This window comes from Aeromonas sp. A04 (assembly GCF_047780465.1).
GTDB lineage: Bacteria > Pseudomonadota > Gammaproteobacteria > Enterobacterales > Aeromonadaceae > Aeromonas > Aeromonas bestiarum.
This window is the reverse complement of sequence record NZ_JBLNHP010000006.1, coordinates 38,672-63,902: the sequence shown is the minus strand read 5'-3', so window position 1 is coordinate 63,902 and position 25,231 is coordinate 38,672. Positions and strand designations below refer to the sequence as shown.

The following is a 25,231-nucleotide window of genomic DNA, read 5'->3' as shown; positions in this document are numbered from 1 at the left end:
AAAAACATGCTTAAACAGGACGTTATTGTTGTTGCTAGTTGAGCGAACCAAGTTGTAATCGTTTTCACATGGAAAAATGGAGAGCAGGATCACGCCATGAAATTGCAGCCGTTTTGTCTATGTTTTCAGCAAAATAATCACATAGCGGATCTTAGATGGCCGTCACCCTCTTGCCGGCATAGCGTTTAAATCCATATTTCCAGCAGCCAATGGCTAACCGCCCGTGCGGTCCATCTCCTATGGTTCCTCACCAGTCACCCCTCATTGATGGTCAGGAGCACTTATGTCTGAGCACCCCAGGTCCGAGCAGATCACCATCGGACTCGATTTCGGCAGCGATTCGGTCAGGGCACTCGCCGTGCGCTGCCACGACGGCGCCGAGCTGGCAACCCAGGTCGTCTATTACCCGCGCTGGCAGGCCGGTCGTTACTGCCAACCGGTCACCAACCAGTTCCGCCACCACCCCCTCGACTATCTGGAATCCATGGAGCAGGCGGTGGTGGCTGTGGTGAGCCAGCTCACCCCGGCCCAGCGCGCCGCCGTGCGCGGTATCGGGGTGGACAGCACAGGCTCGACGCCAGCCCCCATCGACAAGGAGGGGCGTGTGCTGGCCCTGCGTCCGGAGTTTGCCGACAACCCCAACGCCATGTTCGTGCTGTGGAAGGATCACACCGCCATCGAGGAGGCAGAGGCCATCACCGCCCTTTGCCACAGCGGCCAGTTCCCCGACTACAGCCGCTACATAGGCGGGGTCTACTCCTCCGAGTGGTTCTGGGCAAAGATACTGCACGTTTCCCGCAGTGATGCGGCGGTGCGCGCCGCCGCCTGCAACTGGGTCGAGCTGTGCGACTGGGTGCCCGCCATCCTGAGCGGCACCCAGGCCCCGGCCGACGTCCGACGCGGGCGCTGCTCCGCCGGCCACAAGTCTCTCTGGCACCCGAGCTGGGGCGGCCTGCCCCCCGTCGAGTTTCTCAACGCACTGGATCCGCTGTTGACCGAGGATCTCGACTACCCGCTCTTTACCGACAGCTGGACCGCCGATCTGCCGGTCGGCACCCTGACCCCCGAGTGGGCGGAGCGGCTGCATCTCTCCTGCGAGGTGGTGATCGCCGGCGGCGCCTTTGACTGCCACATGGGGGCTGTGGGGGCCGGGGCCGGCAACAATGCCCTGGTCAAGGTGATAGGCACCTCCACCTGCGACATCCTGATCGCCGACGAAGCCACCATAGGTGATCGGGCCATTGCCGGGATCTGCGGCCAGGTGGACGGCAGCGTGGTGCCGGGCATGGTGGGGCTGGAGGCAGGGCAATCGGCATTCGGCGACATCTATGCCTGGTATCAGCGCCAGCTCGGCTGGCCGCTGGAGAGCCTCGCCGCCCAGTATCCGGAGCTGCGCACCGCCATCGAGGCCCACAAGCGGGAGCTGCTGCCAAGCCTCGCCGCCGCCTGGGAGCAGCAGCGCGATCTGGCCCACCTGCCGGTGGTGCTCGACTGGTTCAACGGCCGGCGCACCCCTTACGCCAACCAGCGCCTGCAGGGCACAGTCACCGGGCTCAACCTCGGCACCGATGCGCCCGACCTGTTCGGTGCCCTGGTGGCCTCCACCGCCTTCGGGGCCCGCAGCATCATGGAGTGTTTGACCCACCAGCAGGTGCCGGTGGAGCAGGTGATCGCCCTTGGCGGCATCGCCCGCAAGTCGGCCACCGTGATGCAGACCTGCGCCGACGTGATGAACAGGCCCATCCAGGTGGTGGCCTCGGATCAGTGCTGCGCTCTGGGGGCGGCCATCTTTGCCGCCGTGGCGGCCGGGATCCACGCCGATGTGGCCAAGGCCCAGCGCCACATGGCGAGCGCCGTGGAGCGCACCCACCAGCCTGACCCTGAGCGGGTCGCCGAGTACGAGCGTCTCTACCAGCGCTACCTCGCCTGGGGCGCCGCCGCCGAGCCCCTCTACAACCGGGGGGTGCCGGCATGAGCCTCAAGATGCTCAAGGAGCAGGTGCTCGTCGCCAACCTGGATCTGCCGCGCCATGCGCTGGTGACTTTCACCTGGGGCAACGTGAGCGGCATAGACCGGGAACAAGGTCTGGTGGTGATAAAGCCGAGCGGCGTCAGCTACGAGCGGATGCAGGCCGAGGACATGGTGGTGCTGGATCTCGCGGGCAAGCAGGTGGAGGGCGCCTTGCGCCCCTCCTCCGACACCGCCACCCACCTGGTGCTCTATCGCGCCTATCCGGAGCTTGGCGGCGTGGTGCACACCCACTCCACCCACGCCACCGCCTGGGCCCAGGCGGGGCGCGCCATTCCCATTTTCGGCACCACCCAGGCCGACTACTTCCATGGCGAGATCCCCTGCTCGCGCCTGCTCACCCTGGGTGAAGTGGAGGAGGACTACGAGGGGCTGACCGGTCACCTCATCGTCGAGACCCTCAAGCAGACCCCCATTCTCACCATGCCGGGGGTGCTGGTGGCCAACCATGGCCCCTTCAGCTGGGGCAAGAGCGCCGAGGATGCTGTGCACAACGCAGTGGTGCTGGAAGAGGTGGCGCGCATGGCCTGGCTCACCGGCCAGATCAACCCTGCGGCCCGCCTCCTGCCCGATTACCTGCTGGAGAAGCACTACCAGCGCAAACATGGCAAACACGCCTATTACGGCCAGACAAAAGCATAAACAGAGGACACCAAGATGGAATTGATGAAACAGCTGGAAGTGTGGTTCCTGGTCGGCAGCCAGCACCTGTATGGCGCCGCCACCCTGAAGCAGGTGGCCGATCACGCCCACACCATCACCAGCCAGCTCAACGAGCGCGCCGGCCTGCCGGTCAAGATAGTGCTCAAGCCCACCGGCACCACCCTCGACGAGATAAGCGCAGTGGCCCGGGATGCCAACCACGACGAGCGCTGCATAGGGCTCATGGTGTGGATGCACACCTTCTCCCCCGCCAAGATGTGGATCCCGGCCCTCAGCCAGTTGCAAAAACCCCTGTTGCAATTCCACACCCAGTTCAACCGGGATCTGCCGTGGAGCGAGATCGACATGGACTTCATGAACCTGAACCAGACCGCCCACGGCGGCCGTGAGTTCGGTTTCATGGGTGCCCGCCTGCGGCTGCCGCGCACCGTGGTGGTCGGTCATTGGCAGGATGAGGAGGCCCACCGCAAGCTGGGCAACTGGATGCGGGTCGCCGCCGCCATTCACGACAGCCGCCACCTGAAGATCGCCCGCTTTGGCGACAACATGCGCAACGTGGCGGTCACCGAGGGCGACAAGATTGAGGCCCAGATCCAGTTTGGCTATCAGGTGAACTACCACCCGGTCGGCGATCTGGTGAAGGTCATCGACGCCGTGCCTGCAAGCGACATCGAGGCACTGCTGGCCGAATTTGAGGCGACCTACACCCTGACCGAGGCGGTGCAGGAGGGCGGGGTGCTTCGCGCCTCTTTGTATGAGGCGGCGCGCCAGGAGCTGGGGATGAAGAAATTCCTCACCGACGGCGGCTTTGGCGCCTTCACCACCACCTTTGAAGACCTTCACGGCCTGCACCAGCTGCCGGGGCTCGCCTGTCAGCGCCTGATGCAGCAAGGCTTCGGCTTTGGCGCGGAGGGGGACTGGAAGACCGCGGCCCTGCTGCGCACCATCAAGGTGATGGGAACCGGCCTTGCGGGCGGCACCTCCTTCATGGAGGACTACACCTACCACCTGGAGGCGGGCAACAACCTGGTGCTGGGCGCCCACATGCTGGAGGTCTGCCCCTCCATCGCGGCCGATAAACCCGTGCTGGATGCCCAGCATTTAGGGATAGGCAAGAAGGCCGACCCGGCCCGCCTGCTGTTCGCGGCCCCCGCCGGCAAGGCGGTCAACGCCAGCCTCATCGATCTGGGCAACCGCTTCCGGCTGGTGGTCAATCAGCTGGAGGTGGTGGACCTGCCAGAGGCCATGCCCAAGCTGCCGGTGGCCAGCGCCCTGTGGCAACCCATGCCGGACCTGCAAACCAGCGCCGAGGCCTGGATCCTGGCGGGGGCCGCCCACCACTCTGTGTTCACCCAATCGGTCGACATAGAGCAGTTGCGTACCTTCGCCGACATCATGGGCATAGAGTTAGTGGTGATCGATGAGCACACCCGGATCCCCGAGCTCAAACAGACACTGCAGTGGAACGAGGTCTACTACAAGATTTGCCGCTAACGCCTTCTTAGGCCAGCGGCCACCAGCATGACAACAGCCCCGCCAGCGGGGCTGTTTCTTTGAGGGGGCATAGCAATGCGCTGGCAAGGATTCTCACCCCGTCATACGAGGCGCTGACGGCGATCAGGGATGGTCGCGGCTCTCCAGCAACCAGTGACAGGTGCAGGCCACCCCCTGGCGCTGGCTGTCGGGGCGAGCAAGCAGGGCGTACTCATGATCCGTGCTGAGCACGGGGGCAAAGGGGGCCACCAATGCGCCGCTGCCGAGCTCCTCGGCCACTATGGTGGGATCGCCGAGGGAGAGGCCAAAGCCCTGCAGGGCCGCATTCATCGCCAAGTCCAGGGTATCGAACAGCTGGCCGCCCTGAGGCTGCCAGGGAGTATCGAGGAAGGCGGCGAACCAGTTGCGCCAATCCCGCCGATCCGCACTGGCATGGAGCAGCGGCAACAGGGGCAGCTCCTTGAGGGAGCGTTCGAACAAGCGATGCTTGGCCGCGAAGGCGGGGGCACAGATGGGGGTCAAGCGCTCCCGAAACAGCGGCTGGCTGTGGGGGTATCTGGCCTGAGTGGATTGATAGACGATGGCGAGATCGAAGGGCTCGCGGGAAAAATCGATGCCGTGGCTGTGGCTGCCACGCACCTCCACCGCCTCCCCCTCGAAGTCCTGCAACCGTCGCAGCAACCAGCGGCTGGCGCAGGAGGGCACCTTGATGCTGATGGCCTGCTCATGGGGCAGGGTTTGCAGGGCGCTGACCCCCTCTCCCATGCGAGCCAGCCCCTCCCCGATGAAGGGCAGCAGCCGCTCGGCGGCCGGGGTCAGGCTCAGGCAGCGGGTGCCACGCACGAACAGCAGATGACCGAGGCGGGCCTCCAGCTGGGCTATTTGCTTGCTCACCGCCCCCTGACTCACGCATAGCTCGTCGGCCGCCAGGGTGAAACTCAGATGGCGGGCGGCACACTCGAACACCAGCAGGCCATAGAGAGGCAAGTGGCTACGGGGTTGGCTGGACAACATACAAGCCTCCATGCTTGAGAAAAACTCATGCATAACATGCCGAATAATCCGTTGTCCGGCAAGGGTCCGCGAGGCTAAAAAGGGACATCTTTCACACACACATCGGTGATGGCGCCATGTCCTCCCCCCGCATTGTCAGCAAACTGCCCCAGGTGGGTACCACCATCTTCAGCGTCATCGGGGATCTGGCCGACCGCCACCCCAGCATCAACCTCTCCCAGGGAGCTCCGAGCTTCCCCTGTGACCCCGAACTCATCCGGGTCACCCATGAGGCCATGCTGGCCGGCGAAAACCAGTATGCCCCCATGACGGGGCTGCCCGCCTTGCGCGAGCAGCTGGCGGCCAAGATAGCGACCAGCTATAGCCACCACTATGATGCCGGCGAAGAGATCACCATCACCGCCAGCGCCAGCGAGGCCCTGTTCTGCGCCATCACCGCCCTGGTGCACCCAGGGGACGAGGTGATCATGTTCGAGCCGGCGTTTGACAGCTACCGCCCCATGATCCAGCTGCAAGGGGCCACCCCCGTGGTGATCGCCCTCAAGGCGCCGAGCTTCGCCATCCCCTGGGACGAGGTCGCGGCCCGCATCACGCCCCGCACCCGCATGATAGTGCTCAACACCCCCCACAATCCCACCGGCACCGTCTGGCAGGCGGGGGATCAGGAGCGCCTCGCCCGTCTGGTGCGTGGCACCGACATCGTCATCCTCTCGGACGAGGTGTACGAGCACGTGGTGTTCGACGGCGCCCTGCACCAGAGCGTCATCCGCTATCCGGAGCTGGTGGAGCGCTCCGTCGCCGTCTTCTCCTTCGGCAAGACCTTCCATGTCACCGGCTGGCGGGTGGGTTACTGCGTGGCCCCCCGCCCCCTGATGGAGGAGATCCGCAAGGTGCACCAGTTCGCCATGTTCGCCGCCGATACCCCCATGCAGTACGGCTTCGCCCACCTGTTGCAACAACCGGCCCACTATCAGGGGCTGGCGGCCTTCTATCAGCGCAAGCGGGATCTGCTGGTCTCGGCCCTGGGGGATTCGCGCTTCACTCTGTTACCCTCCGCCGGCAGCTTCTTCATGCTGGCCAGCTACGAGCGGATCAGCGACGAGGCGGACAGCCTGTTCGTGCAGCGGCTCATTCGCGAGCACGGGGTCGCCACTATTCCCGTCTCCGCCTTCTATCACGACGGCACGGATCAGCGGGTCATTCGCCTCTCCTTCTCCAAGGATGACGATACCCTGCTGGCGGGCGCAGAGCGCCTGTGCGGCGTCTAGGAGGCAACATGGATTCAGTGCGTGTTGCCGTCTTGCAGATGGTGTCCGGCGATGATCTTGCCAGCAACCTGACCCAGGCCGAGGGGCTGCTGCGCCAGGCCGCGGCCGAGGGGGCCGAGTTCGCCTTGCTGCCCGAATATTTCTACCTGATGCCGGTCGATGAGCGGGCGCGGGTCGCCCTTGCCGCCCCCGTGGAGGCGCATCCCCTGCTGGCATGGGCGCAAGGCTTGGCCCGGGAGCTTGGACTCTGGATCCTGGCGGGGACCCTGCCGCTTTCGAGCGAAGAGCCCGGCAAGATGCACAACAGCAGCCTGCTGTTCGACCCTCAGGGTGAGCTCGCCAGCCGTTATGACAAGCTGCACCTGTTCGGCTTTTGCACCGACAGCGAGCAATATGACGAGGCCGCGACCATGAGTCCGGGCCGGCAGGTGGTGAGCCATCCCCTGCCCTGGGGCCTGCTGCGTTTGGGGATCTGTTACGACCTGCGCTTCCCCGAGCTGTTTCGACTCGATCCCGCCCCCGATTTTATCGCCCTGCCCGCCGCCTTCACCCATACCACGGGCTTGGCCCATTGGGAGTTGCTGCTGCGGGCCCGGGCGGTGGAGAACCTGGCATTCGTGCTGGCCTCCGCCCAGGGGGGCCATCACCCCGGCGGGCGCCGCACCTTCGGCCACAGCATGATCATCGATCCCTGGGGCCGGGTGCTGGCCCAGGTAGAGGAGGGTCAGGGACTGGCCATCGCTACCCTGGATCTGGCGGCCCAGCGCAGGGTGCGCAGCCAGCTGCCGGCCCTCACCCATCGCAAGATAGCCGTCGGCCCTTGAGGCCGGCACCATTTAGAACCATAGGTATGACACCACACTTCAAGGGACTGACCATGAAACTCAACACCGCCATGATGCTGGTGGCCCTGGCCACCGCCGGCCAGGCCGCCGCCAAACCCCTGGTGATCGCCACCGACGCCACCTATCCCCCTTTCGAGATGGTCGATAGCAGCGGCAAGCTCGGCGGCTTCGAAGTCGAGCTGGCCTATGCCCTGTGCGCGGCCATGAAGACCGAATGCGAGGTGATCAACCAGCCCTGGGATGCCCTGCTGCCGGGTCTGCAGGTGCGCAAGTACGACGCCATCATGTCCTCCATGAACATCACAGACGAGCGGCGCCAGAAGGTGGACTTCAGCCAGGTCTATTACATGATGCAAAACCGCTTCGTGGGTCGCAGCGACAAGGCCGCCACCTTCGCCGACGACCAGGTGCACTTCAAGGGCAAGGTGATAGCGGTGCAGGAGGGGACGCCCCAGGACAACTTCATCACAGCCCGTTACGGTGAGGTGGCCAAGATCAAGCGCTACGTCAACGCCCAGTCCCCCATGCTGGATCTGCAATCCGGCCGCGCCGATTACACCTTCGGCAACATGGTGCAGCTGAAAGTCGGCTTCCTCGACAAGGAGATGGGCAAGCAGTTCGCCTTCGTCGGCCCCCAGTTCAACGGCACCCAGGACAAGAGCCTGGGTGAAGGGGTGGCGGTGGCGCTGCGCAAAAATGACGCCAAGCTCAAGGGCCAATTCGATGCCGCCATCGACAGCGTCAAGGCCGATGGCACCTTCGATCAACTGCTCAAGAAGTATCAGCTCGAAGACCTGCTCTAAAGCCGGTTGGCCCGTCGCAGGAAGCGATCCCTGAGCCCACAATGCCAGTCAGCTGCGACTGGCATTCTTTCCGGGATCTGCCGGCAAGGCGGCAAACCGCCCTCCTTTATGCGGCCGCCTGTCACTTCGACGCGAAAGAGCCCCCATCAGCCTCTACAATGGCGAGGCAGAGCATGCCATGCTGCACTTGTCCACGGGCCCCCGATCATCCCATCGGCCATCCGGCGGCGCGAGCCGGTCACACCAGACAAGGAGGCAAGCCATGAACCCGTCACCGCTGATCAGACGCTTCGCCCGCAACACTCTGGGGCGGGATCTCGCCGTCGGCGATATCCACGGCTATTTTTCGCAGCTGGAACAGGCTCTGGATCAGGCGGGATTCGATCCCGCTCGGGATCGCCTCTTCTCCGTGGGGGATCTGACGGATCGCGGCCCCGACTGCACAGCGGTGCTCGAGTGGCTGGCCAGGCCCTGGTTCCACCCTATCTGCGGCAATCACGACGACTACGTCTGCCGTTACGAGAGCTGCGATCGGGAGAACTGGATCCAGAACGGCGGCGGCTGGTTTCAGCTGCTGACTCCAGGTGAGCAGGGTGCGCTCTCCACCCACTACCGCACCCTGCCCATCGCCATCGAGGTGGCCACCCCGGCCGGCCCGGTCGGGCTGCTCCACGCCGATTGCCCCTTCTCCTCCTGGCAGGGTCTGCTGGACAAACTGGATGCGGGGGTGAGCGGCGGCCAGCTTAGGGCCATCAAGAACGTCTGCCTCTGGTCAAGGCGCCGTATCGAACGGCTGGACGAGAGCGGGGTCGAGGATCTTGTCGCCCTGGTGGTGGGGCACACCCCGGTGGGCCGCCCGGCCCGCCTTGGCAATGTGTACTACATAGACACAGGCGGCTGGTATCCCGACGAAGGCGGCTTTTTCACCCTGCTGGACCTGCATACCCTGATGCCGGTGGCTCTGGAGGCATCCCGACGATCCACCTGATTGTGCAATGTTTCACCATGCAATCCGCGATCATGCTCGGCCCCTTGATCCGGCACCCTTGAGCGTTCAATAAACCGGCAGCCGGGCTGCCTGCCCTTCGTTCTGTCTGCGCTATGGTTTACCATGCAGGCAATTGTGGTGCATGGCACCGCCCACTCAGGTGCGTGGCACCACCGCATCGGACACCCATCTCGGAACTTATGAGCAAAACAGCACAATCCGGCACAGCGCCCACCTTCTATTTCCACGATTACGAGACCTTCGGCATCAGCCCGGCCAAAGACAGGCCGGCGCAGTTCGCCGGCATTCGTACCGATGCGGATTTCAATCTCATCGGCGAGCCGCTGGTCATCTATTGCAAGCCGCCGGCGGACTATCTGCCGGAGCCGGAGGCCTGCCTCATCACCGGCATCACGCCGCAAAAGGCGATGAAGGACGGGCTGTGCGAGGCGGATTTCATTGCCCAGATCCACGAGCAGTTTGCCACCCCGAATACCTGCGTGCTGGGCTACAACAGCATCCGCTTCGATGACGAGGTGACCCGCTACACCCTCTATCGCAACTTCTACGACCCCTACGCCTACAGCTGGCAGAACGGCAACTCCCGCTGGGACATACTCGACATGCTGCGGGCCTGCTATGCCCTGCGCCCGGAGGGGTTCGAGTGGGCCTTTGACGAGGAGGGCAAGCCGAGTTTCAGGCTGGAGAAGCTGACGGTGGCCAACGGCGTGGCCCACGCCAATGCCCACGATGCGCTCTCGGACGTGCTGGCCACCATAGAGATGGCCAAGCTGGTGAAAAAAGCCCAGCCCAAGCTGTTTGGCTATCTGTTTGACCTTCGCAACAAGAACAAGGTCAAGGCACTGATCGACGTGGTAACCATGAAGCCGCTGACTCATGTCTCCGGCATGTTCTCCCCTTGGCAGGGGTGCGTGAGCTGGGTGTCGCCGCTCGCCTGGCATCCCAGCAACCAGAACGCGGTAATCATGGTGGATCTGACCCGCGACCCCACCCCGCTCATCGAGCTCACGAGCGACGAAATCCGCGAACGACTCTATACCCGCAAGGACGAGCTGGGGGATCTGGCGGCCATTCCGGTCAAGCTGGTGCACATCAACAAGTGCCCGGTGCTGGCGCCGGCGGCCACCCTGACCTCCGAGCGCGCCGACGAGCTTGGCATAGACAGGGAACAGTGCCGCAAGAGCCTGAACCTGCTGCGGGCTCACCCCGAGGTGCGGGAAAAACTGGTGGAGGTGTTCAATCAGGAGTTCGCGGGCAACAACGACTCGGATCCGGATACCCAGCTCTACGCCGGCTTCTTCGGTCACGGCGACAAGGCCACCATGGATCTGGTGCGTGCCACCCCTGCCGAACTGCTGGGGGAGCGGGAATTTGCCTTCACAGACGCGCGTTTGCCCCAGATGCTGTTCCGCTACCGCGCCCGCAACTGGCCCCACACTCTGAGCGAGGCGGAGCAGAAGCGCTGGCGCCTGCACTGCAGCGACTACTTCAGCCGCCGACTGCCGGACTACGCCCCTCGCCTCGAGGCGCTGGCCGAGCAGAATCAGGGTAACGAACGGAACTTTGCGATTCTCAAGAGCCTCTATCACTACCTCGAAGATCTGTGAGATGTGATCGGTTTCACAGTTAAATGTCGGTATGCTCCCCTCGCCCAAGACATAATGGGAAGGGGAGCAAAGACTCCTGAAGTTTCAATTATTTGTGCGCTAACATTGCATTAACGGCCTTTGGCTATCGACCCTTGGGGATGCCTCATCTGATGCGTTCAGGATTATCCGGTTTCGGTTTGCTCGTCTGCTCCCTGCTGCCTTCGGCCGGCATGGCGGGCGTGCGTTTTGATGTCCCCGACTATTTGCTGCAATTGCCGCAGCAGACTTATCAGCTGATCGAGAGCAACTTCAGCCGCCTCTATCAGCAGACCGACTTCACTCCCCAGATCACCAACAGCTATTTCAACCGATCCGATCTCTACAACTTCGTCGGCGTGCCGCTGGCCATCACCCCCCAGGCGGGTTTTCAGCTGGAAGTGTTCGGTCAGCTCTTCAATCGCGCCTCCCAGAGCTATGTACACATGAGCCAGGACATGTCGCTCTATCGGATGATCCGGGCCGACATGATGGGCAACACCAATGACGAGGTCGCCCTCGGCATGGGGCTCGGCATTCCCCTCAGCCCGCAGCTCACCTTCAAGGCGCTACTTTCCAGCAATGAGATCCCGGGCTATGGCGCCGCCAACTACGCCATCGGCTTCGAGTGGCGTTACTGATCCCCCGGCATATTTTCCCCCTATACGAATAATTCAGGCTCCCATGGGAGCCTGAATCATGATCGCCAGCGTGCTCAGCGGTAGCGGATCACCCGCCCCTCGCCCCCTTGCAGGGTGAGCGCGGTGCCGACCGCACCCTCATCCCAGAAATCCTGGCCGCCCGCCGGCAACAGGAACTCCTGGGGCTGCCCCTCCCAGTTGAAGAGGCAGAGCAGGGTACCGCCTTGTGGCAGGCTCACTTCCCCACAGGCAAACTCCATCGACTCAAAGCGGGCGGACGGAGTACGGGCCGCGCACAGGGCCAGCAATTTGTGCAACTGCGCCGTCTGTGCTGCATCGAGATCCTGCAGCCGGTCACCGGCCAGCATCATGCCGCCGCTCGCCACCAGCGCAGCCAGATGAAAGCGGTATTCTGCCGGGCTGGCCTGCTGACTCGGCAGATCCCGCAGGCAAATGCAGTCGGGATCCAGCGCCCACAACCGGTCGTTTTGCCAGGCGCGGCAGAAGGCCTCGCGAGCAATCTGGCGAAAACGGTGGCCATTGCGCTCCACGTCATCGCTCACCCGCATGCCGTGCACCAGCCCCAGGCTTGGCCAGATGGGGGCGTTGCAGCCGAGCAGGAAGGCGCCCTCGCCCGCCCCGCGCAAGATGGCGGCCATGCCGCGCCGATAGGCTTCGACCCGGGTGGCGGAAGAGTCATGGAAGCGGCCGCCGTGGATGGCGCCCCAGAAGTTGGCATCCAGCTTGAAGTAGTGAATGCCCCACTGCTGGCGCAGGGTGCCAAACACCTGCGCGAGGTGCGCCTGCACCTCGGGGTGGGTGCCGTCCAGCACATACCAGGGGGTGCAGCGCCAGCCACCATAGGTGACCCGCTCGGAGGGGAGCGGCAGACCGTCATCCCCCTTCACGAACCAGTCGGGGTGATCCTGAAACACCTGTGAGGTCGGCTCGGCAATAAAGGGGGCGACCCAGAGGGCGGGCTCGCAGCCGGCACTGCGGATCTCCGCCGCCAGGGCCGCCACGCCCTGTTCGAACTTGGGCGAAGGGGTGAGCCAGTCCCCCATCTTCGCCTGATAGCCATCGTCGATCTGCACGTAGCGCAGGGCCGGAAAACGCTCGGCCCGCACCGCCAGATTCTCGCGAATATCGGCGGCGCTCACCTGTGCATAGTAGTGATACCAGGAACACCAGCCGCTGGGGCGGCTCGCCACCTCGGCGATCAGGCTGCCGTGTTCGGCCTCGATCATGCTCGCCAGTTCGGCCAGCAACGCCTCGCGATCTGCCCCCTCCAGACAGATCAGCGCCTCGCTCTGCCAGTGCTGGCCGGCAGGCAACAAACGCTCTTCGCAGTTCATCAGGATTTGCAGACGACCATCGGGATAGAGGCGGAACTCACCGCCAAAACGGTGGCAACTGGCAAAGGCGAGCAGCAGCCAGCCCTTGCCGTGTTCCACCAGCAACAGGTTGTGGACCGTGTGATAGCCGTCGTCGCCGCTGATGCGATAGACGCCGGCATCGGGACAACGGCCCACCGGCTGCGGGGCCTGCCAACTGCCCATGGTCTGGGCCAGCATCTGGAATCCTTCGCCATAGATAGCGCACGCAGGCGAGAGGCCGAGCTTGCCGTCAAACAGCACCCAGCGGCCGACCGGCGCAGCCTCAGGGCCTGTGTTGTCGAGCCTGACCCGGCACGCAGACCCGTCCCACTGACGGGTTTGCAACAAATCCGGGGGCAGGCTGCTATCGGCTGCCAGGTGACGCACGCGGGACAAGAGGGATGTCATGGCTACTCCTTGTAATTCATAAACAAAACAAACAGTTCAGAACCTGGTCGTTCGAAAAGTGCATCGAGTCAGAAAATCTTCAATCAAATCAGCTTCAAACGAACTGATTTCAGCTGTTATTGTTTTAATGCCGCGCCCCGGCCTCTCTGGTAAACTGCCCGTTCATTCACAGTTACCAAGTTGGGGCTCACGTGATCGCGCAACGTGCCTTGCTGTACCTTCGTGACTTCATGGTCATAGTCGCCTGCCTGCTGGCGGGCAAAACCCTGGCAGCCATACTGCCGTTCGCCTTCCCCGGCAGCATCATCGGCATGCTGCTGCTGTTCGTGCTGCTCTCCTTGCAACTGGTGAAATTGCACTGGGTCGAACTCGGCGCCGGCCTGCTGCTGCGCCACATGGGCGTGCTGTTCGTGCCGGTGGCGGTCGGGCTGGTGGCCTGGCTAGAGCCGCTGCGCCAGTCGTTCGGCCTCATCATGCTCTGCATAGTGCTGGGGATAGTCTTGATCCTCGGCACCGTCGGCCGGCTCTACCAGAGGATGAACCGATGATCTTCTGGCTTGCCATCCCCCTGACCCTGGCGCTCTACTTCGCCACCCGGGCCCTCTATCGCCGCCTGCCCTGGCCCATCATCAATCCCGTGCTGGTGCCCACCGCCGTCATCATAGGCCTGCTGCTCTGGCTGGATCTGCCGCTGGATCAGTACGAGAGCGGCACCCGTCCCATCACGGCCCTGCTGGAACCCGCCGTGGTGGCGCTGGCCCTGCCGCTCTACCAGCAGGCCCGCCAGATCCAGGCCAGGCTCAAGCCCATCCTAATCTGTACTCTGGCCTCCGTCTTGATCTCGGTCTGCACAACCCTGCTGATCGGTCATTTTATGGGCGCCGATCCGGCATTGCTGGCCTCGCTCGCCACCAAGTCCATCACAACCCCGCTCGCCATGAGCGTCAGCCAGTCCATCGGCGGCATTCCGGCCATCGCGGCGGCCGTGGTGGTGGTGGTCGGGATTGTAGGCGCCCTCATCGGCTACCCGCTGCTCAAACTGATGCGGGTGACCGACCCCGAGGCCCAGGGGCTGGCCATGGGGGCCTGCGCCCACGCCATCGGCACCGCCACCTCCGCTGAGAAGGGCATTACCCAGGGGGCCTTCTCGTCGCTCGCCATGGTGGTGTGCGGCATCCTCACCGCCGCCGTGGCCCCCCTGCTGTTTGCCATTTACCACTGGTTGAACTGAGTCGTACCGATTTTCGGTTGTGCGGGCCGGGTGGCCCGCCACAGTGCGAGCTGACGCACAGTTTGCGCAAGACAAACGTTTCCTTTACCATCCCCCTCCTTTTGCCCGTCAGGGCGTGAGCGCGCTCACACATTTTGCCGAGCTTGCTCCCTACAATGGCCCCCCAATTGGCCTTTGAGGACACACTATGCATCCCCGTTTTGCCAAGCCACTCGATACCCTGCCCGCCCCGCTCAAAGCGGCGCTGCTGCCCATGCTGGATCCCGAACAGGGCGGCGAATTCAATGCCCGTTTTACCCCTGAACAAGTGGCGACCCTGAAAGCCGCCACAGGTCTCGATGATCGCTCCCTGCGCCTGGCCCTGCTGCCACTGGCCGCGGCCTGCTCTGTGGCCCCCATCTCCAAGTTCTTCGTCGGCGCCATCGCCTGCGGCCTGAGCGGCACCTGGTATTTCGGCGCCAACATGGAGTTCGCGGGACAAGGGCTGTTCCACTCGGTCCATGCCGAGCAGTCCGCCATCTCCAACGCCTGGCTGGGCGGTGAGACAGGGATCTCTGAAATCACCGTCAACTACACCCCCTGCGGCCACTGCCGCCAGTTCATGAACGAGCTGAGCACCGCCAAGATCCTGAAAGTCTCTCTGCCGGACGACCTGAGCGCCCTGCAATCCTTCCTGCCCCACTCCTTTGGCCCGGCGGATCTCGACATCACGGATGCCCTGATGAGTCCGCAAGCCCATGACGAGCTGACGCTCGAGAGCGAGGATCCGCTGTGGCAAGCCGCGCTGGCCGCCGCCCGCCAAAGCTATGCCCCCTACAGTCAGGGCTATGCCGCGGTGGCGCTGCAGTTTGCCGATGGTCGCCTCTTCTGCGGCCGCTACGCCGAGAACGCCGCCTTCAACCCCAGCCTGCCGCCGATGCAGATGGCCTGTGCCCATGCGGTGCTGAACGGTGAAGATCTCGCCACCATCCGCCGCGCCGTGCTGCTGGAGAACAAAAACGGCCAGATCAGCCAGCGGGACTCCGCCCAGTCCACCCTCAAGGCGCTGGGGTCGGTCGGGCTGGAATACCAGGCCGTCTGAGGTCAAAAATGCCCAACAACAAGGGGAGCCACCGGCTCCCCTTGTTGTTTCTGCTGCTAGCTGAAGCTCAGGATTCCCAGATGATGCTCTGGGAGGAGGACCAGGCCTCACCGAGGTCCGCGTATTTCTGCTCCAGCAGGTGGCGGCGGATCTTCATGGTGGGGGTGAGCACGCCGTTCTCTATGTTCCAGGGGCTCTTCACCACCAGGATACCGCGAATTCTGGCGTGGGATTCCAGCTGCTCGTTGACCCGGTTGCGCGCCGCCTCCAGCTGGGCGTTGATGGCGTCCCGGTTGCCCTTCATGGCACTCTCGGCCAGTTGCACCAGCGCCACCGGCTGGGGCATGCCGTAACCTATCACGCACAGCTGCTCTATGATGGGCTCCTGCCCCAGCAGTCCCTCGATGGGCACAGGCGCCACGTACTTGCCCTTGGCGGTCTTGAACACGTCCTTCATCCGGCCAGTGATGGTGAGGTAACCCTCCCTGTCCAGCTTGCCCATGTCGCCGGTGTGGAGCCAGCCATCACCGTCGATGGCCTCGGCGCTGTGCTCGGGATCCTTGTAGTAACCCAGCATCATGCCGTTGCAACGGCAGAGGATCTCCCCCTCATCCGAGATGCGGATCTCGACCCCGGGCCCCGCCTTGCCGACCGTGCCTATCTTGTCGGCGCGAAACGGACAGTTGAGGGTGGAGAAGGCGTGGTTCTCGGTCATGCCCCAGGCTTCGGTGATATTGACACCTATGCTGTAGTACCACTGCAGCAGGGCCGGCGACACTGGCGCCGAGCCGCAGCCCAGCACCCGCGCCTGATCCAGCCCCAGCCCCTTTTGCAACTTGCGTTTGATGAGACCCGAGACAAACGGGATCTTGAGCAGCAGCTCGAGCTTTTTCTGGGGCAACTTCTCGTGGATCTTGATGCGGAACATGGCCCACAGCCGGGGCACAGAGATAAAGACGGTAGGACGGCAACGCTTGACGTCATCGATAAAGGTGTCGAGGGATTCGGGGAAGGCGATGGTGGCGCCGCTGAACAGGCTGCCACCATAGATGTAGACCCGCTCAGTGATGTGGGCGAGCGGCAGATAGGAGAAGCCGCGATCGGCGGCGGTCAGCCCCACCGCCTCCACCAGCTTCTCGCACGACCAGGCATAACGCTCGACGCTCAGCATGGCGCCCTTGGGCTTGCCTGTACTGCCCGAGGTGTAGACCAGGCTCAGCAGGGCGTCCGGCACCTGCGCCGGGCTGTCAGCAATGGGCTCGTGCGCCTCCAGCAGATCGTCCCACTGATGGCTGGCGGGCATGGTCTCATAGGGCAAGGCGATGCGCAGCAGATCGGCGGGCACGCCGGCCTCCTGGCTCTTCCAGTCATCCAGCTTGCCGACGAAGATCGCCTTGGCCTCGCTGTGGCGCAGCACATATTCGATGGTGTCGACGTTGGCGGTCGGGTAGATGGGCACGCTCACATACTGCCCCATCTGCATGGCCAGATCGGCGATGAACCACTGGGCGCAGTTCTTGGAGAGCAGGGCCACCTTGTCACCGGGCACCAGCCCCAGATGACGCAGTGCCGTCACCATGCGGCGCGCCTCGTCGGCGACTTCACCCCAGGTGAAGTCGACGTATTCGCGGTTGATGGTTTGACGAAGGTAGACTCGGTCAGGACACTGCCGCTCCCAGTGATAGAGCATCTCGAGCGGCAGTTTGTTGGCAATACGTGATGAGGAGGCCATAGTTTAATCCCTGAAACAAAAGGCGAAACTTATTATTAACCTTTCACTAACTTCAGGGAAGAATAAACTCAAACTTCTGTTTGAAATGTGTATCCGATCAAGCTTCTGCTTGTTGCTGCAAACGAATCCACATTGCCTGTACCAGCTTCTCATCTTCTTCGGAGAGCTCACCCTCCAGAATGGCCTCGTTCAGGCTGCGCAGCACATAGCTCTTCACATCCCGCACCAGGTTCTTGCCCTCCAGCTCGGCGCGCGCCACCGCCAGCGAGATGTGGCCGCGCAGATAGCCCCCCGCAAACAGCTCATCTTCGGTCGCCGTGGCCACCATGCTGTCTATCAGTCCCAACAACTTGTGCTCAAAATCATGAATCGTCATGTAACGCAGCCTCATTTTCAGAGTGGCTGGCAAAAAATTGCCGGCAAAATAATTCGGGGGAGTGGAACCGCGATCCGGTTGATCACGGCTCTCTGGCGCCAGGCCAGCCGCATCCTTGATGCCCTATTCCGGGTTGGCCACCGGGTAGATGACCTGATCCTTGTATCCCGTGGTTATGCGCAGATAACCACTTAACGACCGGTTCAGTGCCGGGTCGTCGGTGTCCACCAGCAGCGGCCTGCCCGCGAGGGCTGCCAACTTGGCCTTGGTGGCCAGGACCTGGATCTGGTCCCGCCCGACAGCCCGGATCACCTCTGGACTCAATTGCTGATTTCCGCGCCCGAACAGATGTCCCTGTCCGCCGATCAGGGTAATGATCAGCCGGCAGTGACGACCGCGGATCCGGGTCAGGATCTCGGCGGCGGACAGATCCTGCCCGATAAGCCGGCCGTTTTCCACCAGATCCACACCGAGCAAGGTATTTTCCAGGCCTAGCTCTGCCATGCAGGCGGCGACCGTGCTGCCCGACCCCATCAGGTAGAGGGTGTCGGGCTCCATCTGCTCGACCACACCGGCGGCAAGATCCGCCAGCACCAGCTCCTCGGACTCCCGCCCTCCCTGCTTGACCGCCTGCACATAGCGCAGATCGCCGGGCACCAGCATCTGGCCGTAATGGCGAGCCCGCACCTTGCCAGCCCGAAACGCCTCCTCGTCTATGTCCATCACCTCGGCATCCACCAGGCTCAGCAATTCGCCGGCGATCATCCGCGCCACCACCCGACCGCTGGCGGCCGGGGTGACGCCATACACGCCGGAGTGAATTTTGCAGCCCGCCGGGATGCCGAGCACATGGCACGACTCCCCCACTGCCGCGCAGATGTCGCGCGCCGTGCCATCGCCACCGGCGAACAGCAACAGGTCGACACCCGCCTCGCGCATCCGCTCGACGGCGGCGCGGGTATCGGCCGCCGTGGTGGTGCCGGCTGCTGGCCGATAGACGATGCGGCAAGGCAGCTGGAGCGATTTCGCGAGATCGGCGCCCATCTCGCCTGCGACCGTCAGCAACTCGAATGAGTCGGCGAGATCGCACAGGGGCAGCAGGGCTTGCCGTGCCCGCTCCTGCGCCCTGGGCACGGCGCCCAGCGCCATCGCCTCGGCGACCACGCCATCGCTGCCCTTGAGACCGACCGCGCCGCCAATGCCGGCAACCGGGTTAATGATGAGTCCTAAACGAAACATAGATTTCTCCCTCAAATCGCCCACCATTTTATCTTTTCAAGGCGCTGGGACAAGCCATGTTGCGCCTGCTAGAATGCGCTGCTTCAATTTTTTAACCAAGGTTCAATCATGCTGGAATGGGTTCTTGATCCCTCTGCCTGGGTTGCGCTCGCGACCCTGACCCTGCTCGAAATCGTGCTGGGCATAGACAACATTATCTTTATCTCCATCCTGGTCGCCCGCCTGCCGGAGGCGCAACGCCAGAAGGCGCGGATCCTGGGTCTGGGCCTCGCCATGGGCACCCGCATCCTGCTGCTGCTGTCGCTCGCCTGGGTGATGCGCCTGACCGAGCCGCTGTTCACCGTGCTGGGTGAGGCCATCTCGGGTCGCGATCTCATCCTGCTGCTGGGGGGCCTGTTCCTCATCGGCAAGAGTGCCCACGAGATCCACGCCACCCTGGAAGGGGCGGCGGAGCCAGAAGGCTCAATCGCGGTTGCGTCCGGCTTCGTCAGCACCCTGATCCAGATCGCCATCCTCGACATCGTCTTCAGCCTGGATTCTGTCATCACAGCCGTAGGCATGGCGGATCACGTGCCCGTCATGGTGCTGGCCATCATGATCGCCGTCTTCATCATGATGTTCGCCGCCAAGGCCATAGGTGACTTCGTCGATCATCACCCCACCATCAAGATGCTGGCCCTCTCCTTCCTCACCCTGGTCGGCTTCGCGCTGATGGCCGAGGGCATGGATCTGCACATTCCTAAGGGTTACATCTACTTCGCCATGGCCTTCTCGCTGACGGTGGAGATGATCAACATCCGCCTGCGCAGTCACCACGACCGCGAGAAGCTCGAGCAGTAAATGCCAGAGCCACAAAAAAGAGCGCCATCAGGCGCTCTTTTTTTATCCACACAACCGGCTTATTCGTTGCTGATGACGATGGCAACACGGCGGTTCTCGGCCCGCCCGGCAGCGGTCTTGTTGTCTGCCACCGGATCCCGCTCACCGCGACCACGGATGTCCAGGTTGGCCGGCTGCATGCCGACCGACACCAGCACCTCGGCCACCGATTTCGCCCGTTTCAGGGAGAGCTGATCGTTGTAGAGCTCAGGCCCGTTGGAGTCGGTGTGACCGTCGATGCGCGCCTTGTTCAGGCCGACACCCAGCAAGGTCTTGCCCAGCTTTTCCACCAGGACACGGGTCTTGGGGTTGAGGGCCTCCACGTTGTTGGCAAACAGCACCCGGTTGGAGAAGTCCAGAGTCCAACCCTCATCGGTCAGGCGAAAGCCCTGCTCCTTGAGTACGGCGATCTGCTCTGCCGTCAGGCCGTGGGGGGCGCTTTGACAGCCCACCAGCACGCTCAACAGCAGGCCGATCAGGCCGGTTTTCATCAGGACATGGATCTTCATTGTTATTTTTCCTCTGCAGAAACATCGAATTCCAGCTGGTCATGGAGTGCAAGCTCCCGACGCAGCCGCTTGGATTGGTACATGGCGTTGTCGGCCTGCTGCAACAGCTCGCCAGCGGTCAGCCCCTGCTCCGGATAGAGGGCCGTGCCTATGCTGATGGCCGCCACCAGCTGGCGACCATCCCCCAGCACCACGGGGTCGGCCATGGCCTGCTGGATGCGGGATACCACATCCTGCGCCTCGCTCTCTTGCAACACAGGAGTCAACAGGATGGCGAACTCGTCTCCCCCCAGCCGACATACCAGATCCATCGGCCTGAGCTGATGTTGTACCCGTCTGGCCAAGGCGATCAGCACGTCATCCCCGGCGGCATGGCCCAGGGTATCGTTGATCTGCTTGAAGCGATCACAATCGAGGTAGAGCAGTGCGAAACGCTCTTCATGCAAGCGACCCGTGGTCACGGCTTGATCCAGACGAGCCTCAAAAAGAGCACGATTGGGCAGGCCGGTCAAGGCATCGTGGGTGGCCCGGTGCAGCAGGCTGGCGTTCTCCCGCCGCTGATGAGCCTGCCAGGCTTCCAGCTCGTCGAGCAGAGAGTTGAAGTCCTGACCGAGCTCGTGCAGCTCGGCGATATGCGCCTCGGGGACCCGCATGGCCAGGATGCGTCGACGGCTTACACTGTGGGCCACCTGCGCCAGCTCCTTGAGTGGCACAGTCAGGGAGTTTTGCATCCAGCGCGCCACGTAGAGCGCCCCCAGCGCACTGAGGATGAGACAGACCAGCATGGCCAGCAGGGTTTGCAGCAGGAACAGCAGCAGATATTGGCCGTGGCCGACCAGATGGATGCGGGCTATCTCCACCCCGCCCCGCATCATGGGCTGATCGACCGGGCCCGGCAGTATGAGCCTGGCCAGATACTGCTCCAGCCCAGACCAGGGGGTGCTCATGGCCCGACGCCAGCTTGCCAGCGGCTGACCCGTGGGCAGATAGATGCTGGCCTGCGCCACATCCTCATGGATGACTATGGCTTGCAGCGCCTCCTTGGCGGCCTCTTCGTCATGGAACACCACGGCCGCTTCACTGGTGTAACTGATGGCGCGGGCCACCAGCTCCAGGTTGTGATCCGCGTAGAGGCGCAAGGCCAGCAGAGCGATACCGGTCAGCAGCACACCGGCCATACAGACAGCGGTCAGGGACGTCACCAGGTGGGTGCGTCCCAGACTCTGTCGCAAGGTGAGCCGCTGGGTCGGTGGACGAAAGAGCCCTATCATGGTGTCTCCTCATCCGCCTTGGCCAGCTTGAGCACGGCAGGATGCACCCGCACCCCGCTCCTGGCCAGGGCATCCAGATTGACCCGGAACCGCACGCGATCCAGCCCGACCCGCAGGCAGAACACGGCGTCGGCGACACACTCGGCGCTCTGCTCGCTGATGCTGAGAATGGGGTGTTCCCGCAGCCGCTGGAACAGGGGCAGCCGCCGCTCCGGCGCCAATATCCCCAGGTAGAGCACGTCACAGCGCCGCCCCAGCGCCTCATCATCCACGTCGTAGCGATGGACGCTGACCGGCCGGCCATTGGCTTGCTGCTTGATGGAAAAGAGGGCGGTGGCATATTCGGTCGGCGCCGTGATGCACAGGCGCAGCTCAGCGGGCTCGGTCGGCCAGCGGGTATAGCTCAGTATGTCGAGGACCGTCTGGCGTACCTGCTCGGCACGCACCTCGGCAGAGGTGGGGAGAACAGGCTCGGTGGCGAAGGCCAGCGAACAGATCAGCGGCGTCAACCACGCCAGGATTCGAACCAGTGAAAGAGAGTGCATCGTGCCTGCGCTTATGCCCACGCCAGCGCCCGCGAAGGCCTGACGCCCAGGAAGGGTGAGCCGGATAGGAGTAGTATTGAGCTTATCAGCAGCATGACAAGGCACCGCCAACAGAACAAGCACATACGTCACTAAATGTCGCAACAATGGCAGGGGCCCACCCTGGTGTGAGCCCCAAGATCCTACCTGCATTCATCGACTTACTTCTTGCTGATCCCGTATTCGCGCAACTTGTTGGCGATGGCGGTGTGCGACACCCCCAGCCGTTTGGCCAGCTGACGGGTGGAGGGGAAGGCCGGATAGAGCCGCTCCAGCAGCCGGCTCTCGAAGCGCTTCACCGCCTCGTCCAGACCCCCTTCGAACCACTCGTCGATCAGCGGCATGGCATCGGCCGCCACCGGCAAGTCGACGTGCTCCGGCCCAATCTCGTCCCCTTCCAGCAAGGTCATGGCCCGGTAGAGGCAGTTGCGCAGCTGGCGCACGTTGCCGGGCCAGCGGTAGGCGGTCAGGTACTCGGCCATGTTGCGGGTAAAGCGCGGGCGCGGCCGCTGCAATTCGCTGGCGAAGCGGGAGACGAACTGCTGGGCCAGCGCCATGATGTCCGCCTTGCGCTCGCGCAGGGGTGGCAACGCGAGGCTCAGCACGTTGAGGCGATAGTAGAGATCTTCGCGGAACTTGCCGTCGTGCACCAGATCCAGCAACTGCTTCTGGGTGGTGCAGATGAAGCGCACATTGACCTTCACCTCCTGCTCGTCACCCACCCGGCGGAACACCCCGTCCTGCAACACCCGCAGGAACTTGGTCTGCAGATGGGGTGACATGTCGCCGATCTCGTCCAGCATCAGGGTGCCGCCGCTGGCCAGCTCCAGCACGCCGCGCTTGCCTTCGGTGTTGTTGCCAAAGGCGCCGGGGGCGTAGCCAAACAGCTCGCTCTCGGCCACGTTGTCCGGCATGGCGGCGCAGTTGAGGGCCATGAAGGGGTGGCTGGAGCGCAGGCTGGCGCCGTGGCAGGCGCGGGCCAGCAGCTCCTTGCCGGTGCCGGTCTCGCCGACGATGAGCAGCGGTGCGTCCTGCATCGCCAGCTTGCTCGCCTCCGTCAGTACCTGCTTCATCTTCTGGCTCTCGGCCTGCAGGTGCTCGAAGCCCCCCACTTCCACCGCGTGCAGCGCGCTGAAGTGCATGCCGACCCGACGGGCAGATTTGAGAACCACCACGGCGCCGGCCAGGGCCTGACGGCCCTTCTCTTCGGCCACGAACAGCGGCATCAGGTCCGCCAGATACTCTTCGCCATTGAAGCTGAGCTTGCAGGTCTGCGGCTTGATCTCGCTCGCCTCCAGCCAGCGGCTGAAAGAGAAACCCTTGACCAGTGAACCGAGCGCCACGCCGCGTATCTCCTCCACCGGCAGGGCCAGGGTAGTGAGGGCTGACTGGTTGGCCTGGGTCACCTTGCCCTTGGCATCGAGGGAGAAGACCAGATCCGGCAGCGCCTTGAGCAGGGCCTCAATCTCGTGGTGCTCGCGCTCGGAGGGCATGTAGGGGATGGTCTTGACGTCATAGACGCCGGGAATGCGGCGGATCTCCGGCATCAGGTGCTGGAAATCACGAAACTCCAGCTCGGGAAAGTTGAGATAGATGATGCCTGAGGTATCGATTTCGATGCCGCGCAGATCGATGTTGTGCTCCACCAGACGGTCGAGCAGTTCCCGGGTCAGGCCCAGGCGGTCTTCACAGCTAACTTCAAGACGCATTCGGGACACACTTCCTAGCTAACTCTATGAATGACCGGATAATACAGACTCGATCCCGCCAGTGCGAGCGCCAGCCCATAAAAATGCGGGCCCGCCCCGCTTTCGCCGGACAGGCCCGAGTCATCTTCTGGCGTTTATTTGATCAGCTGATCGGTGCGCGCCGCCATGATGAAGTCGTTGCGATGCAAGCCGCCTATCTTGTGGGTCCACCAGCTGACGGTCACCTTGCCCCACTCAGTCAGAATGGCGGGGTGATGGAATTCCGCCTCCGCCAGCTCGCCCAGGCGGTTGGTGAAGGCCAGCGCCTCCTTGAAGTTGCGAAAGGTGAATTCGCGCCTCAGCTGCAGCTCCCCTTTCACCACCAGCGGCTGCCAGTCGGGGATAAGCTGCATCAACTCGGCGAGTTCCTGTTCGCTCACCTTGGGGGCATCGGCGCGGCACGCTTCACACTGCTGGCTTGCCAGTTCGGACATGGGTTTCTCCTTGTTCATCAATGGGGATCGGATAACGAAATAGGTCTGTTCAATTCAGCTCGCCTGTTTGCCGCCGGCGGGGGCAAAGCGGGGCGGACGCAACCCCAGCCGGCGGGCATCGGACACCATGGCCATGATGTCCTGCTCCGCCAGACGGTAGAGATCGGCCAGCTCGGGCAGCACGAAATAGGTGGGCTGCATGATGTCGATGCGATACGGGGTGCGCAGCACTTCTATGGGGTCGAAGGGTTGCAGCACCGGCTGACCGCCGAGGGCATAGGCGGTCTCGCCGATGGAGGAGAGAATGCCGCCGCCGTAGATGCGCAGCCCGGCAGGGGTATTGAGCAGGCCAAACTCCACGGTGAACCAGTAGAGCCGCGCCAGAAAGACGCGATCCTCCTTGCCCGCCTGCAGGCCGAGCTGGCCATAGACATGGGTGAAGTGAGCAAAAGCCGGGTTGGTCAGCATGGCGCAGTGGCCGAAGATCTCGTGAAAAATGTCGGGCTCTTGCAGATAGTCGAGCTCGTCCCGGCGGCGAATGAAGGTGGCCACTGGAAACTGGCGGTTGGCCAGCAGGGCAAAGAAGCGATCGAACGAGATAAGCGCAGGCACGGCGGCCACCGACCAGCCGGTGGCGGGTTGCAACACGGCGTTGATCTGGGCCAGCTGGGGGATGCGATCCAGGGGCAGATTGAGGCGGGTCAAGCCAGCCAGATAGTCGTCACACGCCTTGCCTTCCAGCGCCGCGAGCTGACGCTCGATCAGGATCTGCCAGGTGCCGTGCTCCTCATCCGTGTACTGGATGAGGCCCTGAGGGTCCGGCTGGTGTGCTGTGTAGAGACTTGCCATTAAGGGTTCCATCCTGTCTGCCCGCCCGGTAACCCAAGCAGCGGCGACTCACGTTTGACTGATGGGATCACTGTAACGGTTTGTCCCCTAAAAAAGCAGCCGACCCCTGGGTCGGCTGCGGTTG

Annotated in this window: 24 protein-coding genes; 13 read left to right on the top strand and 11 right to left on the bottom strand. The window is 63.3% G+C overall.

Annotated elements, in window-relative coordinates; genetic code table 11:
- Window positions 1-283: 283 nt before the first annotated feature.
- Genes ACM3N8_RS17140 through araA form a run of 3 tightly spaced genes read left to right on the top strand, consistent with a single transcriptional unit; the run spans window position 284 to window position 4,185 of the window.
- On the top strand, window positions 284-1,975 hold the full coding sequence (locus ACM3N8_RS17140) for a ribulokinase (protein WP_416016415.1): 1,692 nt from the start codon (window positions 284-286) through the stop codon (window positions 1,973-1,975).
- On the top strand, window positions 1,972-2,670 hold the full coding sequence (locus ACM3N8_RS17135) for an L-ribulose-5-phosphate 4-epimerase (RefSeq protein ID WP_416016414.1): 699 nt from the start codon (window positions 1,972-1,974) through the stop codon (window positions 2,668-2,670). Before ACM3N8_RS17140 ends, ACM3N8_RS17135 begins: the two co-directional genes overlap by 4 nt.
- A 15-nt stretch (window positions 2,671-2,685) precedes the next feature.
- Entirely contained in the window at window positions 2,686-4,185 is a 1,500-nt protein-coding gene (araA, locus tag ACM3N8_RS17130; protein ID WP_416016413.1) for an L-arabinose isomerase, read from the top strand.
- Between the two features lie 123 nt (window positions 4,186-4,308).
- On the opposite strand, the gene ACM3N8_RS17125 is transcribed toward araA, so the two are convergent.
- The gene (locus ACM3N8_RS17125) at window positions 4,309-5,199 is read right to left on the bottom strand and encodes a LysR family transcriptional regulator (protein ID WP_416016412.1); all 891 of its coding nucleotides are present in this window, start codon (window positions 5,197-5,199) and stop codon (window positions 4,309-4,311) included.
- Window positions 5,200-5,315: 116 nt separating this feature from the next.
- On the opposite strand from ACM3N8_RS17125, the gene ACM3N8_RS17120 reads away from it, so the two are divergent.
- The 6 genes from ACM3N8_RS17120 to ACM3N8_RS17095 all read left to right on the top strand — a co-directional run bounded on the left by ACM3N8_RS17120 (window position 5,316) and on the right by ACM3N8_RS17095 (window position 11,390).
- Window positions 5,316-6,467, top strand: a complete 1,152-nt coding sequence (locus ACM3N8_RS17120) for a methionine aminotransferase (protein WP_416016411.1) — start codon at window positions 5,316-5,318, stop codon at window positions 6,465-6,467.
- A gap of 8 nt (window positions 6,468-6,475) precedes the next feature.
- Window positions 6,476-7,291 (top strand): carbon-nitrogen hydrolase family protein, encoded by an 816-nt coding sequence (locus tag ACM3N8_RS17115; protein WP_416016410.1) that lies wholly within the window; start codon window positions 6,476-6,478, stop codon window positions 7,289-7,291.
- Window positions 7,292-7,344: 53 nt separating this feature from the next.
- Entirely contained in the window at window positions 7,345-8,115 is a 771-nt protein-coding gene (locus tag ACM3N8_RS17110) for a transporter substrate-binding domain-containing protein (protein WP_416016409.1), read from the top strand.
- 262 nt (window positions 8,116-8,377) lie between these two features.
- A complete protein-coding gene (locus tag ACM3N8_RS17105; protein WP_416016408.1) occupies window positions 8,378-9,103 on the top strand; it encodes a metallophosphoesterase in 726 nt (241 codons plus the stop codon).
- Between the two features lie 200 nt (window positions 9,104-9,303).
- Window positions 9,304-10,731: an exodeoxyribonuclease I gene (gene sbcB / locus ACM3N8_RS17100; protein ID WP_416016407.1), complete on the top strand. Its 1,428-nt coding sequence runs from the start codon at window positions 9,304-9,306 to the stop codon at window positions 10,729-10,731.
- A 152-nt stretch (window positions 10,732-10,883) separates the two neighbouring features.
- Window positions 10,884-11,390, top strand: coding sequence for a hypothetical protein (locus ACM3N8_RS17095; protein WP_416016406.1), 507 nt, complete (start codon window positions 10,884-10,886; stop codon window positions 11,388-11,390).
- 74 nt (window positions 11,391-11,464) lie between these two features.
- Here the strand turns inward: ACM3N8_RS17095 and ACM3N8_RS17090 are convergent, their stop codons facing one another.
- On the bottom strand, window positions 11,465-13,174 hold the full coding sequence (locus ACM3N8_RS17090) for a glycoside hydrolase family 36 protein (RefSeq protein ID WP_416016405.1): 1,710 nt from the start codon (window positions 13,172-13,174) through the stop codon (window positions 11,465-11,467).
- 191 nt (window positions 13,175-13,365) lie between these two features.
- Between ACM3N8_RS17090 and ACM3N8_RS17085 the strand changes: the two genes are divergently transcribed.
- The 3 genes from ACM3N8_RS17085 to cdd all read left to right on the top strand — a co-directional run bounded on the left by ACM3N8_RS17085 (window position 13,366) and on the right by cdd (window position 15,486).
- Window positions 13,366-13,722 (top strand): CidA/LrgA family protein, encoded by a 357-nt coding sequence (locus ACM3N8_RS17085; protein WP_042035460.1) that lies wholly within the window; start codon window positions 13,366-13,368, stop codon window positions 13,720-13,722.
- Complete coding sequence (locus ACM3N8_RS17080) at window positions 13,719-14,405, top strand: LrgB family protein (RefSeq protein WP_378081955.1); 687 nt, start codon at window positions 13,719-13,721, stop codon at window positions 14,403-14,405. Before ACM3N8_RS17085 ends, ACM3N8_RS17080 begins: the two co-directional genes overlap by 4 nt.
- Window positions 14,406-14,592: 187 nt before the next feature.
- On the top strand, window positions 14,593-15,486 hold the full coding sequence (gene cdd, locus ACM3N8_RS17075; RefSeq protein ID WP_416016404.1) for a cytidine deaminase: 894 nt from the start codon (window positions 14,593-14,595) through the stop codon (window positions 15,484-15,486).
- A gap of 67 nt (window positions 15,487-15,553) precedes the next feature.
- Here the strand turns inward: cdd and ACM3N8_RS17070 are convergent, their stop codons facing one another.
- From ACM3N8_RS17070 to ACM3N8_RS17060, 3 genes are all read right to left on the bottom strand, one after another.
- Window positions 15,554-17,218 (bottom strand): AMP-binding protein, encoded by a 1,665-nt coding sequence (locus tag ACM3N8_RS17070; RefSeq protein ID WP_098983876.1) that lies wholly within the window; start codon window positions 17,216-17,218, stop codon window positions 15,554-15,556.
- Between the two features lie 97 nt (window positions 17,219-17,315).
- Window positions 17,316-17,594 (bottom strand): YfcL family protein, encoded by a 279-nt coding sequence (locus ACM3N8_RS17065; protein ID WP_042872229.1) that lies wholly within the window; start codon window positions 17,592-17,594, stop codon window positions 17,316-17,318.
- Window positions 17,595-17,717: 123 nt separating this feature from the next.
- The gene (locus ACM3N8_RS17060) at window positions 17,718-18,833 is read right to left on the bottom strand and encodes an ATP-NAD kinase family protein (RefSeq protein ID WP_290019123.1); all 1,116 of its coding nucleotides are present in this window, start codon (window positions 18,831-18,833) and stop codon (window positions 17,718-17,720) included.
- Between the two features lie 108 nt (window positions 18,834-18,941).
- Between ACM3N8_RS17060 and ACM3N8_RS17055 the strand changes: the two genes are divergently transcribed.
- Window positions 18,942-19,673, top strand: coding sequence for a TerC family protein (locus ACM3N8_RS17055; protein WP_043136098.1), 732 nt, complete (start codon window positions 18,942-18,944; stop codon window positions 19,671-19,673).
- Between the two features lie 59 nt (window positions 19,674-19,732).
- On the opposite strand, the gene ACM3N8_RS17050 is transcribed toward ACM3N8_RS17055, so the two are convergent.
- From ACM3N8_RS17050 to phhA, 6 genes are all read right to left on the bottom strand, one after another.
- A complete protein-coding gene (locus tag ACM3N8_RS17050) occupies window positions 19,733-20,221 on the bottom strand; it encodes an OmpA family protein (protein ID WP_098983874.1) in 489 nt (162 codons plus the stop codon).
- Between the two features lie 2 nt (window positions 20,222-20,223).
- Complete coding sequence (locus ACM3N8_RS17045) at window positions 20,224-21,492, bottom strand: diguanylate cyclase domain-containing protein (protein WP_416016403.1); 1,269 nt, start codon at window positions 21,490-21,492, stop codon at window positions 20,224-20,226.
- The gene (locus ACM3N8_RS17040; RefSeq protein WP_290019121.1) at window positions 21,489-22,037 is read right to left on the bottom strand and encodes a YfiR family protein; all 549 of its coding nucleotides are present in this window, start codon (window positions 22,035-22,037) and stop codon (window positions 21,489-21,491) included. Before ACM3N8_RS17040 ends, ACM3N8_RS17045 begins: the two co-directional genes overlap by 4 nt.
- Window positions 22,038-22,237: 200 nt before the next feature.
- Window positions 22,238-23,785, bottom strand: a complete 1,548-nt coding sequence (gene tyrR / locus ACM3N8_RS17035; RefSeq protein WP_043136086.1) for a transcriptional regulator TyrR — start codon at window positions 23,783-23,785, stop codon at window positions 22,238-22,240.
- Between the two features lie 134 nt (window positions 23,786-23,919).
- On the bottom strand, window positions 23,920-24,258 hold the full coding sequence (locus ACM3N8_RS17030) for a 4a-hydroxytetrahydrobiopterin dehydratase (RefSeq protein WP_290019120.1): 339 nt from the start codon (window positions 24,256-24,258) through the stop codon (window positions 23,920-23,922).
- A gap of 54 nt (window positions 24,259-24,312) precedes the next feature.
- Entirely contained in the window at window positions 24,313-25,107 is a 795-nt protein-coding gene (gene phhA / locus ACM3N8_RS17025) for a phenylalanine 4-monooxygenase (RefSeq protein WP_241325818.1), read from the bottom strand.
- Window positions 25,108-25,231: the final 124 nt, after the last annotated feature.

What these genes read in the sequence shown, in the direction of transcription:
- ACM3N8_RS17140 (WP_416016415.1), top strand. Translation starts at nt 284, where the DNA reads ATGTCTGAGCACCCCAGGTCCGAGCAGATCACCATCGGACTCGATTTC.
- ACM3N8_RS17135 (WP_416016414.1), top strand. Translation starts at nt 1,972, where the DNA reads ATGAGCCTCAAGATGCTCAAGGAGCAGGTGCTCGTCGCCAACCTGGAT.
- araA (WP_416016413.1), top strand. Translation starts at nt 2,686, where the DNA reads ATGGAATTGATGAAACAGCTGGAAGTGTGGTTCCTGGTCGGCAGCCAG.
- ACM3N8_RS17125 (WP_416016412.1), bottom strand. Translation starts at nt 5,199, where the DNA reads ATGTTGTCCAGCCAACCCCGTAGCCACTTGCCTCTCTATGGCCTGCTG.
- ACM3N8_RS17120 (WP_416016411.1), top strand. Translation starts at nt 5,316, where the DNA reads ATGTCCTCCCCCCGCATTGTCAGCAAACTGCCCCAGGTGGGTACCACC.
- ACM3N8_RS17115 (WP_416016410.1), top strand. Translation starts at nt 6,476, where the DNA reads ATGGATTCAGTGCGTGTTGCCGTCTTGCAGATGGTGTCCGGCGATGAT.
- ACM3N8_RS17110 (WP_416016409.1), top strand. Translation starts at nt 7,345, where the DNA reads ATGAAACTCAACACCGCCATGATGCTGGTGGCCCTGGCCACCGCCGGC.
- ACM3N8_RS17105 (WP_416016408.1), top strand. Translation starts at nt 8,378, where the DNA reads ATGAACCCGTCACCGCTGATCAGACGCTTCGCCCGCAACACTCTGGGG.
- sbcB (WP_416016407.1), top strand. Translation starts at nt 9,304, where the DNA reads ATGAGCAAAACAGCACAATCCGGCACAGCGCCCACCTTCTATTTCCAC.
- ACM3N8_RS17095 (WP_416016406.1), top strand. Translation starts at nt 10,884, where the DNA reads ATGCGTTCAGGATTATCCGGTTTCGGTTTGCTCGTCTGCTCCCTGCTG.
- ACM3N8_RS17090 (WP_416016405.1), bottom strand. Translation starts at nt 13,174, where the DNA reads ATGACATCCCTCTTGTCCCGCGTGCGTCACCTGGCAGCCGATAGCAGC.
- ACM3N8_RS17080 (WP_378081955.1), top strand. Translation starts at nt 13,719, where the DNA reads ATGATCTTCTGGCTTGCCATCCCCCTGACCCTGGCGCTCTACTTCGCC.
- cdd (WP_416016404.1), top strand. Translation starts at nt 14,593, where the DNA reads ATGCATCCCCGTTTTGCCAAGCCACTCGATACCCTGCCCGCCCCGCTC.
- ACM3N8_RS17070 (WP_098983876.1), bottom strand. Translation starts at nt 17,218, where the DNA reads ATGGCCTCCTCATCACGTATTGCCAACAAACTGCCGCTCGAGATGCTC.
- ACM3N8_RS17065 (WP_042872229.1), bottom strand. Translation starts at nt 17,594, where the DNA reads ATGACGATTCATGATTTTGAGCACAAGTTGTTGGGACTGATAGACAGC.
- ACM3N8_RS17060 (WP_290019123.1), bottom strand. Translation starts at nt 18,833, where the DNA reads ATGTTTCGTTTAGGACTCATCATTAACCCGGTTGCCGGCATTGGCGGC.
- ACM3N8_RS17055 (WP_043136098.1), top strand. Translation starts at nt 18,942, where the DNA reads ATGCTGGAATGGGTTCTTGATCCCTCTGCCTGGGTTGCGCTCGCGACC.
- ACM3N8_RS17050 (WP_098983874.1), bottom strand. Translation starts at nt 20,221, where the DNA reads ATGAAGATCCATGTCCTGATGAAAACCGGCCTGATCGGCCTGCTGTTG.
- ACM3N8_RS17045 (WP_416016403.1), bottom strand. Translation starts at nt 21,492, where the DNA reads ATGATAGGGCTCTTTCGTCCACCGACCCAGCGGCTCACCTTGCGACAG.
- ACM3N8_RS17040 (WP_290019121.1), bottom strand. Translation starts at nt 22,037, where the DNA reads ATGCACTCTCTTTCACTGGTTCGAATCCTGGCGTGGTTGACGCCGCTG.
- tyrR (WP_043136086.1), bottom strand. Translation starts at nt 23,785, where the DNA reads ATGCGTCTTGAAGTTAGCTGTGAAGACCGCCTGGGCCTGACCCGGGAA.
- ACM3N8_RS17030 (WP_290019120.1), bottom strand. Translation starts at nt 24,258, where the DNA reads ATGTCCGAACTGGCAAGCCAGCAGTGTGAAGCGTGCCGCGCCGATGCC.
- phhA (WP_241325818.1), bottom strand. Translation starts at nt 25,107, where the DNA reads ATGGCAAGTCTCTACACAGCACACCAGCCGGACCCTCAGGGCCTCATC.